This is a genomic window from Achromobacter sp. RTa (assembly GCF_000757485.1).
Taxonomy (GTDB): Bacteria; Pseudomonadota; Gammaproteobacteria; order Burkholderiales; family Burkholderiaceae_B; genus Achromobacter.
Genome location: NZ_JPYO01000036.1, coordinates 114,413 through 128,523 on the forward strand (window position 1 = coordinate 114,413; position 14,111 = coordinate 128,523).

Annotated in this window: 10 protein-coding genes; 8 read left to right on the top strand and 2 right to left on the bottom strand. The window is 68.0% G+C overall.

Annotated elements, in window-relative coordinates; all coding sequences use genetic code 11:
* Nucleotides 1-60: 60 nt before the first annotated feature.
* The 5 genes from zapD to JL37_RS13795 all read left to right on the top strand — a co-directional run bounded on the left by zapD (nt 61) and on the right by JL37_RS13795 (nt 10,118).
* Nucleotides 61-813, top strand: a complete 753-nt coding sequence (gene zapD / locus JL37_RS13775) for a cell division protein ZapD (RefSeq protein ID WP_043544694.1) — start codon at nt 61-63, stop codon at nt 811-813.
* A gap of 291 nt (nt 814-1,104) precedes the next feature.
* Nucleotides 1,105-2,376: an MdtA/MuxA family multidrug efflux RND transporter periplasmic adaptor subunit gene (locus JL37_RS13780; RefSeq protein ID WP_043544695.1), complete on the top strand. Its 1,272-nt coding sequence runs from the start codon at nt 1,105-1,107 to the stop codon at nt 2,374-2,376.
* A 13-nt stretch (nt 2,377-2,389) separates the two neighbouring features.
* Nucleotides 2,390-5,488, top strand: a complete 3,099-nt coding sequence (locus JL37_RS13785) for an MdtB/MuxB family multidrug efflux RND transporter permease subunit (protein ID WP_043544696.1) — start codon at nt 2,390-2,392, stop codon at nt 5,486-5,488.
* Nucleotides 5,485-8,598, top strand: coding sequence for a multidrug efflux RND transporter permease subunit (locus tag JL37_RS13790; protein WP_043544697.1), 3,114 nt, complete (start codon nt 5,485-5,487; stop codon nt 8,596-8,598). The genes JL37_RS13785 and JL37_RS13790 overlap by 4 nt, the downstream gene beginning before the upstream one ends.
* Nucleotides 8,595-10,118 (top strand): efflux transporter outer membrane subunit, encoded by a 1,524-nt coding sequence (locus JL37_RS13795; RefSeq protein ID WP_197064607.1) that lies wholly within the window; start codon nt 8,595-8,597, stop codon nt 10,116-10,118. The genes JL37_RS13790 and JL37_RS13795 overlap by 4 nt, the downstream gene beginning before the upstream one ends.
* 54 nt (nt 10,119-10,172) lie before the next feature.
* Here JL37_RS13795 and JL37_RS13800 read toward each other — a convergent pair whose 3' ends face one another.
* Together JL37_RS13800 and JL37_RS13805 are read right to left on the bottom strand one after the other, a co-directional pair.
* Nucleotides 10,173-10,442 (bottom strand): hypothetical protein, encoded by a 270-nt coding sequence (locus JL37_RS13800; protein WP_043544698.1) that lies wholly within the window; start codon nt 10,440-10,442, stop codon nt 10,173-10,175.
* Nucleotides 10,443-10,452: 10 nt separating this feature from the next.
* The gene (locus JL37_RS13805; protein WP_043544700.1) at nt 10,453-11,226 is read right to left on the bottom strand and encodes an SDR family oxidoreductase; all 774 of its coding nucleotides are present in this window, start codon (nt 11,224-11,226) and stop codon (nt 10,453-10,455) included.
* Between the two features lie 155 nt (nt 11,227-11,381).
* Here JL37_RS13805 and JL37_RS13810 point away from each other — a divergent pair, with 155 nt between their 5' ends.
* From JL37_RS13810 to JL37_RS13820, 3 genes are all read left to right on the top strand, one after another.
* On the top strand, nt 11,382-12,287 hold the full coding sequence (locus JL37_RS13810; protein WP_043544701.1) for a LysR family transcriptional regulator: 906 nt from the start codon (nt 11,382-11,384) through the stop codon (nt 12,285-12,287).
* 125 nt (nt 12,288-12,412) lie between these two features.
* Nucleotides 12,413-12,916 carry a sigma-70 family RNA polymerase sigma factor gene (locus tag JL37_RS13815; RefSeq protein WP_043544702.1) on the top strand — a complete coding sequence of 168 codons (504 nt, stop codon included), beginning with the start codon at nt 12,413-12,415 and terminating at the stop codon, nt 12,914-12,916.
* 39 nt (nt 12,917-12,955) lie between these two features.
* Nucleotides 12,956-13,984 (top strand): FecR domain-containing protein, encoded by a 1,029-nt coding sequence (locus tag JL37_RS13820; protein ID WP_043544978.1) that lies wholly within the window; start codon nt 12,956-12,958, stop codon nt 13,982-13,984.
* Nucleotides 13,985-14,111: the final 127 nt, after the last annotated feature.

Consider the following 14,111-nt stretch of genomic DNA (forward strand, 5'->3'; position numbering starts at 1 on the left):
GCCGGCACCCCTGAATAACATTGGCCTGTCGGCCAACCACAGATGGGCCTGTAAAAAAGCGTGATTGTTTACGAATACCCCTTCAATGAGCGCATCCGCGCTTATCTGCGGCTGGAATTCCTGTTCGACAGGTTGTTTTTCTTTGCTCGCGAAGGGGATTCACGCCAACACCAGGTTGCGGTCACCTCCCTGTTCGATCTGCTCGACGCCTGCGAGCGCACCGACGTCAAGGGCGCGCTCCTGCAGGATCTCGAGCGCCAGCGGCTGGCGCTGGTCGGACTGCGGGATCATCCCGGCGTGGCGCAGGACGCGCTGGAAGCGATGCTGCGCGAGATGGAAAAGGTGGCCACCGCGCTGGCCGCGCCCGGCAAGACCGGCCAATCCCTGCGTGAAAACGAATGGCTGACCAGCCTGCGCGGGCGCCTGTCCGTGCCGGGCAGCGCAACGCAGGTCGACATGCCCTCGTACTTCGCCTGGCAGAACAAGTCCGAAGCCGCCCGTTGCGCGGACCTGCAATCCTGGGTGGCGCCGTTCATCCCCCTCTACGACGGGCTGACCCTGGCGCTGCGCCTGCTGCGCGAGTCCGGCCGCAAGACCGACATCGTGGCGGAGCAGGGCGCCTACCAGCAGATGCTGGGCGGCAAGCAGTTCCAGCTGCTGCGGGTCTGGCTGGACCCGTCCCAGGGCGTATTTCCAGAGATCAGCGCCAATAAGTACATGATCTGGATACGTTTTTCCACCCAGGACGGCGAATTCAAGCCCCAGCAGGTCGCGCGCGACGTCGCCTTCCAGATGACCCTCTGCAACTCGTAGGATGGGTGTAGCGCGAGGGTTCTTGAGGAAGAACTCAAGTATCGAACGCGCGTAACCCATCAGGCGGCGCGAGCCGCCGTTTTTCGTGGCAAGCGCAAATGCCGGCTTGCGCCGGCCGATAGGTTTCGCGCGTCCAGCAATAGCGTTCTTTGTTAAGAACTCTCGCGCTACACCCATCCTGCTCCTGGCGCGATTCCTGTTGCGGCAAGTTTCAACTGCGGGCCTCGATGCTGGAAACCGGGACGGTCTAGTAGACAATACGGCTTTCCCCGCCAGTGCCAGAACCGTTCCATGCCTGAAAGCCGTCCTGTCTCTCCACCCGCCCGCCGGACCCGCCGCCTAGTCGGCCTGGCGGTGTTGTTGCTTGTCGTGGCGGGCATCGCCTGGCTGGTCCTGCGGCCCTCGGCCAAGCCCGGAGGCGCGGGCGGCCCCGGAGGGCGTCCCGGCGGCAGGCCGCCGGCGGGGGCCATGGCCAGCATGGCGGTGCCGGTGCGCGTCGCCACGGCCACCCAACAGGACATCGACATCTACCTGAAATCGCTGGGCACCGTCACCGCGTACAACACGGTCACCGTCCGCAGCCGGGTCAGCGGAGAGCTGGTCGAGGTCGCCTTCCAGGAAGGCCAGCGCGTGAAGGCGGGCGACCTGCTGGCGCAGGTGGATCCGCGCGCCTTCCAGGTGGCCCTGGACCAGGCGCGCGGCACGCAGATGCAGAACCTGGCCCAGCTGGAGAACGCGCGCCGCGACCTGCAACGCTACCAGGCCCTGTTCAAGCAGGATTCGATCGCAAAGCAGCAGGTCGATACGCAGGCTGCGCTGGTGCGCCAGTACGAGGGCACCGTCAAGAGCGATCAGGCCAATGTGGATAACGCCCGCCTGCAGCTGGACTACGCGCGCATCACGGCCCCCATCAGCGGCCGCCTGGGCTTGCGCCAGGTGGACCGGGGCAACCTGGTGTCCAGCTCGGACACCAACGGGCTGGTGGTGATCACCCAGACCCAGCCGATTTCGGTCGTGTTCACGCTGCCCGAGACCCAGCTGCCCGAAGTGCGCGCCGAGATCGCAGCGGGCAAGACGCTGGCCGTCGACGCCTACGACCGCGCCGACACCCGGCGCATCGCCACGGGCCAGCTTGAAACGCTGGACAACCAGATCGACGTGACGACCGGCACCCTGAAGCTGAAGGCTCGGTTCGACAACGCGGACGACGCGCTCTTCCCGAACCAGTTCGTCAACGTGCGCCTGCACGTGCTGACGCGCAAGGACGTCACGGCCATCCCCACCGCCGCCATCCAGCAGGGCTCGGCCGGCGCCTTCGTGTTCCTGGTGCAGCCGGACGACACGGTCCAGGTGCGCCAGGTGAAGCTGGGCGCGATCAACAATGGCATGGTGGCGGTCAACGAAGGCCTGCAACCCGGCGATCGGGTGGTCGTCGAAGGCACCGACCGCTTGCGCGCGGGCGCCAAAGTGGAAGTGGTGGGCGACGCGGGCGTGATCCCGGCCACCCGCGACAAGACGCTCGGCGCAGGCGCCCCGGCCGGCACCACGCCGCCGTCCAAGTAAGCCAGGAATCGCCGTGAGTCCGTCGCGCCTGTTCATCCTGCGTCCGGTGGCCACCACCCTGTCCATGGTGGCCATCCTGATCGCGGGCTTCATCGCCTACCGGCTGCTGCCCGTTTCGGCCCTGCCGGAAGTGGACTATCCGACGATCCAGGTGGTGACGCTGTATCCCGGTGCCAGTCCCGACGTGATGACCTCGCTGGTCACGTCTCCGCTGGAGCGGCAGTTCGGGCAGATGCCGGGCCTGAACCAGATGTCGTCCACCAGTTCGGGCGGCGCGTCGGTCATCACGCTGCAGTTCAACCTCAGCCTGCCGCTGGACGTGGCCGAGCAGCAGGTCCAGGCGGCCATCAACGCCGCGTCGAACCTGCTGCCCAGCGACCTGCCGGTGCCGCCCACGTACAACAAGGTGAATCCGGCGGACGCGGCCGTCCTGACCCTGGCGATCACCTCGCCGACCATGCCGCTGCCGCAGGTGCGGGACCTGGTCGACACGCGGGTGGCGCAGAAGCTGTCGCAGATTCCCGGCGTGGGCCTGGTCAGCGTGGCCGGCGGGCAGCGCCCCGCGGTGCGGGTGCAGGTGAATCCGCAGGCGCTGGCGGCCAATGGCCTGTCGCTGTCCGACCTGCGCACCGCCATCGTCGGCGCCAACGTCAACCAGCCCAAGGGCAACCTGGACGGTCCGCAGCGTTCCACCACCATCAACGCCAACGACCAGCTCAAGACGCCCACCGACTACAACGACCTGATCATCGCGTACAAGAACAACGCGCCTCTGCGCCTGTCCGACGTGGCGCGCGCAGTGGAAGGCGCCGAGGACACGCGGCAGGCGGCCTGGGCCGGCGACAAGCCCGCCATCCTGCTCAATATCCAGCGCCAGCCGGGCGCCAACGTGATCGACGTGGTCAACCGGATCCAGGCGCTATTGCCGCAGCTGCGCGCCGCCTTGCCGGCCACGCTGGACGTGACCGTGGTGTCCGACCGCACCCAGACCATCCGCGATTCGGTCGCCGACGTGCAGTTCGAAATGCTGCTAGCCGTGGCGCTGGTGGTCATGGTGACCTTCGTGTTCCTGCGCAGCCTGACGGCCACCCTGATCCCCAGCGTGGTCGTGCCGCTGTCGCTGGTGGGAACCTTCGGCATCATGTACCTGGCCGGCTTCTCCATCAACAACCTGACCCTGATGGCGCTGACGATCGCCACCGGCTTCGTGGTGGACGACGCCATCGTCATGATCGAGAACATCGCCCGCCACATCGAAGAGGGCGAAACGCCCTTGCAGGCGGCGCTGAAGGGCGCCGCGCAGATCGGCTTCACCCTGATCTCGCTGACGTTCTCGCTGATCGCCGTGCTGATCCCGCTGCTCTTCATGACGGAGGTGGTGGGGCGGCTGTTCCGCGAGTTCGCGATCACGCTGGCCGTGTCCATCCTGATCTCCCTGGTGGTGTCGCTGACCTTGACGCCCATGATGTGCGCGCGCCTGCTGCGCGCCGAGTCCGAGCAGAAGCACGGCCGCTTCCACCAGGCCACCGGCGCCTTCATCGACCGCGTCATCGCCGGCTACGACCGCTGGCTGCAGGTCGTGCTGCGCCATCAGCCGCTGACGCTGCTGGTGGCGCTGGCTACGTTTGCGCTGACCGCGCTGCTGTACCTGGCGATACCCAAGGGTTTTTTCCCGCAGCAGGACACCGGCCTGATCCAGGCGATCACCCAGGCGCCGCAATCCATTTCGTTCAAGGCGATGGCCGAGCGCCAGCAGGCGGCGGCGCGCCTGGTGCTGGAGGATCCCGACGTGCAGGCCGTGTCCTCCTTCATCGGGGTGGACGGCAGCAACGCCACGCTCAGCGCGGGGCGGCTGCAGATCGCGCTCAAGCCGCAGGCCGAGCGCGACGGGGACCTGCGCACCGTGATGGCGCGGCTGGACGAGGCCCTGGCCAAGCAGGACGGCCTCACGGTCTACATGCAGCCGGTCCAGGACCTGACCATCGAAGACCGCGTGAGCCGCACGCAGTATCAGATGACCCTGTCCAATCCCGACCTTAAGGTGCTGAGCGAATGGACGCCCAAGCTGGTGGAGCGCCTGCGCCAGGTGCCCGGCCTGAAGGACGTGACCGACGACCTGCAGGACGACGGGCTCCAGACCTGGGTCGAGATCGATCGCGACGCGGCCTCGCGGCTGGGCATCACGGCGGCGGTGATCGACGAAGCGCTCTACAACGCCTTCGGCCAGCGGCTGATCTCTACCATTTTCACGCAGTCCAACCAGTACCGCGTGGTGCTGGAAGTGCAGCCGCAATTCCAGATGACGCCGGCCTCGCTGGGGCAGATCCACGTGCCCACCTCGGCGGGCGGCCAGGTGCCGCTGTCGTCCGTGGCGCATATCTCGGAAGGCAAGACCGTGCTGGCCGTGAACCGGCTGGACCAGTTCCCTATGGTGACGGTGTCGTTCAACCTGGCGCCGGGCGCATCCCTGTCCGGCGCGGTCGAGGCGATCACGGCGGCCGAGGCCGAGATCGGGCTGCCCGCGGGCGTCGAGACGCGATTCCAGGGCGCGGCGCTGGCATTCCAGAATTCGCTGTCCAGTACGCTGTGGCTGATTCTGGCGGCGGTGGTCACGATGTACATCGTGCTGGGCGTGCTGTACGAAAGCTATATCCATCCGATCACCATCTTGTCGACCCTGCCCTCGGCCGGGGTCGGCGCGCTGCTGGCGCTGCTGATCAGCGGCACCGAGCTCGACATGATCGGCATCATCGGGATCATCCTGCTGATCGGCATCGTGAAGAAGAACGCGATCATGATGATCGACTTCGCGCTGGACGCGGAGCGCAAGCGCGGCCTGAGCCCGCGCGCGGCCATCCATGAAGCGGCGCTGCTGCGCTTCCGCCCGATCCTGATGACGACGCTGGCCGCCCTGTTCGGCGCGCTGCCGCTGATGCTGTCCACCGGCACGGGCGCGGAGCTGCGCCAGCCGCTGGGCCTGGTGATGGTGGGCGGGCTGCTGTTGTCGCAAGTGCTGACGCTGTTCACCACGCCGGTCATCTACCTGATGTTCGACCGCCTGTCGCACCGCTGGCGCGGCGCGCGCGCCTCTTCGGCGGAGGATGCGTCATGATCCTGTCGGCGCCATTCATCGTCCGGCCGGTGGCGACCACGCTGCTGAGCCTGGCGGTCGTGCTGGCAGGCCTGCTGTCTTTCTTCCTGCTGCCCGTGGCGCCGCTGCCGCAGGTGGACATTCCCACCATTTCGGTCTCGGCCAGCCTGCCCGGCGCCAGCCCGGAGACCATGGCGTCCAGCGTGGCCACGCCGCTGGAACGGTCGCTCGGCAGCATTGCCGGCGTCACCGAAATGACGTCCAACAGTTCGCAGGGCTCCACCCGCATCACGCTGCAGTTCGACCTTTCCCGCGACATCAACGGCGCCGCGCGCGACGTGCAGGCGGCGATCAACGCGGCGCGCTCGCTGCTGCCGACCGGGTTGCGCAGCAACCCCACGTATCACAAGTCCAACCCCTCGGATGCGCCTATCATGACGCTGGCGCTGACTTCCGACACGCTCAGCCAGGGCCAGCTCTACGACATCGCTTCCACCATCGTGGCGCAGAAGCTGTCGCAGGTGGATGGAGTGGGCGAGGTGACGGTGGGCGGCAGCTCGCTGCCCGCCGTGCGCGTCACCGTGCTGCCTGGCGCCCTGGCCAACCGCGGCGTGTCGCTCGACGAGTTGCGCGCGACGCTGGCCAACGCCAACGCCAACCGCCCCAAGGGCGTGCTGGAGAACGACCGCTACCACTGGCAGATCATGGTCAGCGACCAGCTCAGCCGCGCGGAGCAGTACCGGCCGCTGATCGTGGCCTGGCGCGACGGCGCGCCCGTGCGGGTGTCGGACGTGGCCAAGGTGGAGGACTCGGTCGAGGATCTCTACCAGACCGGTTTCTTCAACGACCGCAAGGCCATCCTGATGATCGTGCGGCGCCAGGCCGACGCCAACATCATCGAGGCGGTGGACGCGGTGCGCGCGCAGCTGCCCGTGCTGCAGGCCCTGATGCCGGCGGATGTGAACATGACCGTGGCGCAGGACCGCACGCCCAGCATCCGGGCGTCGCTGCACGAGGCGGAGCTGACGCTGATCATCGCGGTGGGCCTGGTGGTGCTGGTGGTACTGCTGTTCCTGCGGCGCTGGCGCGCGGCCATCATTCCCAGCGTGGCGGTGCCGGTGTCGCTCATCGGCACCTTCTGCATCATGTATCTGTGCGGCTTCACGCTGAACACCATTTCGCTGATGGCGCTGATCGTGGCGACGGGATTCGTGGTGGACGACGCCATCGTGGTGCTCGAGAACATCATGCGCCATGTCGAGCGTGGCATGTCGCCCATGCGCGCTGCCCTGCGCGGCTCGCGCGAGGTGGGGTTCACGGTGCTGTCGATGAGCCTGTCGCTCGTCGCGGTGTTCATTCCGATCCTGCTGATGGGCGGCGTGGTCGGGCGCCTGTTCCGGGAGTTCGCGGTCACCCTGTCGGCCGCGATCCTGGTGTCGCTGGTGGTGTCCCTGACCCTGACGCCCATGATGTGCGCGCGCCTGCTGCGCAACGAGCCCGAGGAAGAGCGGCCGCCCGGCAGGCTGGCGCGCTGGTCGGAACGCGGCTTCGAGGCCATGCTGGGCGGCTATCGCCGCTCGCTGCGCTGGGCGCTGGAGCACGGCCGGCTGATGATGCTGACGCTGGCGATCGCCGTCGGGCTCAACGTCTATCTCTACACGGTCGTGCCCAAGGGCTTCTTCCCGCAGCAGGACACCGGCCAGTTGCTGGGCTTTTTCCGCGTGGACCAGGGCACCTCGTTCCAGGCCACCGTGCCCAAGCTGGACGCGCTGCGCAAGGTGGTGCTGGCGGATCCGGCGGTGCAGAGCATGACGGGCTATGCCGGCGGGCGCGGCGGCAGCAACAGCAGCTTCATGCAGATCCAGCTAAAGCCCCTGGAAGAGCGCAAGGTGTCGGCGGAAGTGGTCATCAACCGCCTGCGCGGCAAGCTGCAGAACATGCCGGGCGCGCGCATGTTCCTGGTGTCGCAGCAGGACATCCGGATCGGAGGGCGCCAGAGCCAGGGCTCGTACGACTACACGCTGATGTCGGGCGACCTGCAATTGCTGCGCACCTGGATGCCGAAGGTGCAGCAGGCCATGGCGAAGATTCCCGAGATCACGGACGTGGATACGGACGTCGAGGATAAGGGCCGCCAGATCAACCTGGTGATCGACCGCGAGGCGGCGACACGGCTGGGCGTGAGCATGTCCACCATCTCCACCGTGCTGAACAACTCGTTCAGCCAGCGCCAGGTGTCGGTGATGTACGGGCCGCTGAACCAGTACCACGTGGTGCTGGGCGTGGACCCGAAGTTCGCGCAGGACATCGAGTCGCTGCGGCAGGTCGAGGTCATCACGGCGGCGGGCGCGCGCGTGCCGCTGTCGGCGTTCACGCGCCTGGAGAATGGGAACGCGCCGCTCAGCGTGCAGCACCAGGGCCTGTTCGTGGCCGACACCGTTTCGTTCAGCCTGGCGCCCGGCGTGTCGCTGGGCCAGGCCACCAGCGCGATCGACGCCGCGGTGGCGCGCATCGGCCTGCCATCCGACCAGATCCAGGCGGGCTTCCAGGGCACGGCCGCGGCCTTGCAGCAGACCCTGGCGCAGCAGCCCTGGCTGATCCTGGCGGCGCTGGTCACCATGTATATCGTGCTGGGCATCCTCTACGAGAGCTTCGTGCATCCGCTGACCATTCTGTCCACCCTGCCGTCGGCCGGGCTGGGCGCGCTGCTGGCGCTGCTGCTGGTGCGCTACGACTTCACGCTGATCGCGCTGATCGGGGTTTTCCTGCTGATCGGCATCGTCAAGAAGAACGCCATCATGATGGTGGACTTCGCGCTGGAGGCCGAGCGGGGCCAGGGCATGAGCCCGCGCGAAGCCATCTTCCAGGCCTGCCTGACGCGCTTCCGTCCGATCATGATGACGACCATGGCCGCCATCTTCGGCGCGCTGCCGCTGGTGCTGGCTTCCGGCGCCGGCGTCGAGATGCGCCAGCCGCTCGGCATTACCATCGTGGGCGGCCTGGTCCTGAGCCAGATCCTCACGCTGTACACCACGCCCGTGGTTTATCTTTACCTGGACCGATTCCGCCTGTGGGCCGAGCGCGGGCGCGCCCGCAGGAACGGATCCGCCGCTTCCATAGAACAATCATGATGCGCAACGCCAAGCTTTTTCCGTATGCCTTTCTGCCCCGCGGCCTTGCCGCCGCGGCGCTGTGCGCGCTGTTGGGCGCCTGCGCGGTCGGGCCCGACTACCAGCGGCCCGCGCTGGACATGGGCGCCGCCTACAAGGAGGGGCAGGGCGAGGTCGAAGGCTGGAAGCCCGCCCGACCGCAGGATGAGGCCGATCGCGGCGAGTGGTGGCGGGTCTATGACGACGCCACGCTGGACGGTCTGGTGGCGCGCCTGAACGCCTCGAACCAGACCATTGCGCAAGCCGAGGCCAACTACCGCCAGGCATTGGGGCTGGTGCGCGGCGCCCGCGCCGGCTTCTTCCCGACAGTGAGCGCGGGCGCGGGCATGACGCGCGCGGGCAGCGGCAGCGGCCAGGGAGGCTCGTCTTCCGCGTCCGGCAGCACGGTGTCGAACCAGTATTCGCTGACGGGCAGCGTCAGCTGGGAAGTGGACTTGTGGGGCCGCGTGCGGCGCAGTGTGGAATCCTCCGAGGCCAGCGCCGCGGCCAGCCTGGCCGACCTGGGCGCCACGCGCCTGAGCGCGCAGGCCGCGCTGGTGCAGTCCTATCTGCAATTGCGGGTGCTGGACGAACAGAAGCGCCTGCTGGACGCCACGGTGGCGGCATACGAGAAGTCCTTGCAGTTGACGCAGAACCGTTATGCCGTGGGCGTGGCGGGCCAGGCCGACGTGGCGGTGGCGCGCACGCAGCTGGAAAGCACGCGCGCGCAGTCCATAGACCTCGATTGGCAGCGCGGGCAGCTCGAGCACGCCATCGCCGTGCTCATGGGCCAGGCGCCCTCCCAATTCAGCCTGCCGCCCACGGTGTTCGCGCTGCGCCTGCCCCAGATCCCGGTAGGCCTGCCCTCCGAGCTGCTCGAGCGCCGTCCCGACGTGGCGGCGGCGGAACGCCGCGCGGCGGCGGCCAACGCGCAGATCGGCGTGGCCCAGGCCGCTTGGTTTCCGAGCCTGATCCTGTCCGCCGACGGCGGATTCCGCAACGGCCAGTTCGCCGAGCTGCTGACCGCGCCGGCCCGCTTCTGGTCGCTGGGACCGGCGCTGGCCATGACGATATTCGACGGCGGCGCGCGCGCGGCCCAGGTCGAGCAGGCTCGCGCGTCCTACGATGCGCAGGCCGCGGCGTACCGCCAGGCGGCGCTGATCGGGCTGCGTGAAGTCGAGGATTACCTGATCCAGCTGCGCGTGATGGAAAACGAACAGGTCGTGCAGCGGCGCGCGCTCGAGTCCGCGCGCGAATCGCTGCGGCTGATCCAGAACCAGTACAAGGCTGGCCTGGTCGACTACCTGAGCGTGGCCGTCGTGGACGCCACGGCGCTCAGCAGTGAGCGCAATGCGCTGAGCCTGCTGGGCAATCGCCTGACCGCCAGCGTGAACTTGATCGTGGCGCTGGGCGGGGGCTGGGATGGGCGCTCCCCCGCGGTGGCGCAGGCGAGCGCGGACAAGCAGGCTCCGGCCGCAGGCGCTGCGCCCACGCAGCCCTGACGCGCCGTCCCGCGGATGCGCAGCGGCGCTGGCGCAGCGCATGCCCGCCGCGCTTCAGCCGCGCGGCAGGAGGGCGATGAGCAGCCAGGCCGCCGCCGCGGGCACCGCGAACACCAGCAGCAGAATCGGCAGTTCCTCGCGCACCGTGTAGCCGGCGCGCGTGACCCCGACCCACATGTTGACGATGGCCATCAGCAGCCAGGCCGGCAGGAACAGCTTGGCGGCGGCAATCGAGCCGGCCGCGTCGCCGCCCCATTGCTTGCCGAACAGCGCGAACACGGCCAGCAGGAGCAGGCCGCCGACGATGGTCAACAGCACGTGCATGGCGCCGCTCCTACTTGGTGGTGTAGCCGCCGTTGATCAGCAGCGTCTGTCCGGTGATCCACCAGCCGTCCGACACCAGGAACCGGATGAACGGCACCACGTCCTCGATGTCGGTCAGCCCGGTCTTGGAAAACGGCGACAGCGCGGCGGCGGTCTTGTGGTACGCCACGGCGTCGGCGCCTTCGGCAGGATAGAAGAAGGGCGTGTCCATGGGGCCCGGGCCCACCGCCGTCACGGAAATGCCGCGGGCGCCGTACTCCTTGGACGCGGCGCGGGTGTAGTGTTCGACCGGCGCCTTGGTGCCCGCGTAGGCTGCGTAGAACGGGGTGTAGGCGCCCAGCAGCGAGGTCACCAGCGTGCAGATCTTGCCGTTGTCGTTGACGTGCCGGCCCGCCTCGCGCAGGAAGAAGAAGGCGGACTTGGAGTTCACGGCGGCCATCTCGTCGTACTCGGCCTCGGTGATCTCGGTGAAGGGCTTCTTGAGTACCTTGCCGACGGTATTGATCGCGATGTCGGGCCTGCCCACCGCGGCGACCGCATCCGCAAAAAGCCGTTCCATCGCGCCTGCCGTGCTCAGGTCGGCCTGCAGCGCCACCGCTTGCGCGCCCGCGTCCTTGACCGCCGCGACGGTGGCCTCGGCGTCCGCCTGGCTGCCGGGGCTGTTGTAGTGGATAGCCACCGCCTTGGCGCCTTGCTGCGCGAGGTCCCGCGCAATCAGGCCGCCCAGGTTCTTCGCGCCGCCCGCAATGATGACGGTTTTGCCTTTGATGCCATGGTCTGCCATGTTCTTCTCCACTGTCCGGGCCGCCGGATGCGGACCCTTCTTCGGACGATGATATATTCCAAAAAAACAGGATAAAACCTGGATTTCTGGTATCTATATCCAGAAATCACGAACAATAGAATTCCCCTTCCCAGTCAGCGCCGGAGGCCATCCACATGGATCGCATCGATCTGTTCCGCGTCTATGCCCGCGTCGTCGAATGCGCGAATTTCTCGCGCGCGGCGGACACGCTGGGCCTGCCGCGCTCCACTGTGTCCGCCGCAGTCCAGGAGCTGGAGGGCCGGCTGGGCGCGCGGCTGCTCAACCGCACCACGCGGCAGGTAGCGCCAACGCAGGAGGGCGCGGCGTTCTACGAGCGCTGCCTGCGCCTGGTGGCCGACATGGAGGAAGCCGAGAACCTTTTCCGCCATGCCGCGGGCGGGCCCAGCGGCTCCTTGAAGGTCGATGTCCCGGGGCGCGTGGGCCGCCTGATCGTGGCGCCGGCGTTGCCGGATTTCCTCCGGGCCTATCCACAGATCGACGTGACCCTTGGCGTCACGGACCGGGCCGTCAACCTGATCGAGGAAGGGGTGGATTGCGTGCTGAGAGTCGGCGCCTTGCCCGATTCCGGACTGGTGGCGAGGCCGTTCGGCGTGCTGCCGCTGATCAATGTCGCCAGCCCGGCCTATCTGGCGCGCCATGGCGTGCCCATGGCGCCGGCCGACCTGGCGCGTCATAGTTGCGTGAACTATGCCTCGCCGTCCACCGGCCGGCTGGCTCCCTGGGAATGGCTGGACGGCGGGGTGCCGCGCAGCCAGCCGATGCGCGGCCGCGTCACCGTCAACAGCGCGGAAGCCTATATCGCCTGTTGCGTGGCGGGGCTGGGCCTGATCCAGATTCCCGCGTACGACGTGCAGCCGCAGATCGCCGCGGGCGAGCTGGTCGAAGTGATGCCGGACCACCGGCCGGCGCCCATGCCCATGACGCTGCTCTACCCGCATAGGCGGTCGCCGTCACGCCGCGTGCAGGTATTCGCCGACTGGCTGGAGGCGCTGTTGAAGCCGGCCTGCGGCTTGCGCTGAAGCCGCGCGGGCCAGGCCCTCGCTCGGTGGGGGCGCCTTGAGTATTGCCCGGCCATCGCTTACCATCGCAAATAATTCTTATTTATATTTAAAAGTTCACGTCGGCAATGCCGGGGCGATGGGCAGTGACTGAGCAATCCTCTTCTTCGATCGTCGAAACGCTGTATTCCAACCACCACGGGTGGCTGCAGGGCTGGCTGCGCCGCAAGCTGGGCGATGCCCCGGAAGCCGCCGACCTGGCGCACGATACATTCGTCAGGATCCTGGGCAAGCGCCAGCGCGATCCTATCCACGAGCCGCGCGCCTATCTGGCGACCATCGCCAACGGGCTGGTCGTGAGCCACTGGCGGCGCCGGACGCTGGAGCAGGCCTGGCTTGATGCGCTGAAGGCGCAGCCAGAGCCGCTGGCGCCATCTCCCGAGGAGCGCGCGCTGATCCTCGAAACGCTGGAAGAGATCGCCCGCCTGATCGACGGCCTGCCCGCGCGCGTCCGGGAGATCTTCCTGTATTCCCAGATCGAGGGCTTCACGTATCCGCAGATCGCCGAAAAGCTGGCACTGAGCGTGAACGTGGTGCAGAAGGCGATGACGCGGGCGGTGGCGCACTGCTACAAGGCGCTGTATGCGTAGGGCCACGGTCGATTGCCCGCCATGCGGGCCCGCCGCGGCGTGAGCGCTTCTTCCCTGCCGCCGGACGAATCTCCCATCCCCGCTCATGTGGTGGACGCGGCCATCCATTGGTACGTGGTGCTGGCATCCGGCACGGCCACCGCGCAGGACCACGCGGCGTTTGCCTGCTGGCGCTCGGAAAGCTCCGCGCATGCCGCGGCATGGTCGCGGTTCGAAGCCATGGGAGGCAGGCTGCAAGGCGGACCGGCCCGCCTGGCACCGGCGGCGACGCACGCCGCGCTGACAAAAGCCGTATCCGCTTCCGGCCGGCGGCGCGCGCTCAAGACGCTGGCCTGGGGCGGGCTGGGCGGCACCGCCTTCTATCTGGCGCAAGCGCAACTGCCGTGGCGCGGCCAGCTCGCCAGCGTGCTGGCCGACGTGCGCACTCGCGCAGGCGAACGCCGCGATCTGGTCCTGGAAGACGGCACCCGCCTGAGGCTGAACACGGCCACGGCCGTCGACCTGCGATTCAGCGATTCCGAGCGGCGCATCGTGCTGCGCGAAGGAGAGATCCTGGTGGAGACCGGGGCCGACGCCAGCGGGCGCCCGCTGGTGGTCGAGAGCCCGGCGGGCACGCTTCAGCCCGTCGGCACGCGCTTCATCGTGCGCCATGTCGCCGACGAGACGGACTGCGCTCCAACGCAACTGGCCGTCCTGGAGGGCGCCGTCCGCATCCATGCGGACGGCCGGCCCGATGGCGAGACGGCGCTGCTGACGGCAGGCCAGCAGGCCCGGTTCACGCGCAGGCGCATCGAGGCGCCCGTCCCTCTGGACGAGCCCAGCCACGGCTGGATCGCGGGCACGTTCAGCGCCGAGGGCATGCGGTTGGCGGACCTGCTGTCCGATCTGGGCCGCTACAGGCCCGGGGCCCTGCATTGCGCGCCCGAAGTCGCGGAACTGCGCATTACGGGCGCCTGGCCGCTGGACGGCCCTGACGCCACGGACCGCATCCTGGATACGCTGGAACGCCGGCTGCCGGTGCGCATCCGGCGCTACACGCGCTACTGGGTCACCGTCGGGCCGCGATGAGTGGCGCTGTCCCTTTTGATTTATTTAGTAACAAAATAACCGGCAGGTTTTCCGGTCTGCTGCGGCCTCCCTTGTAGAAGCCGAGCCTGACTGCGCCTCGTACGGGAATGTTCTGCGGTGCTTCTGA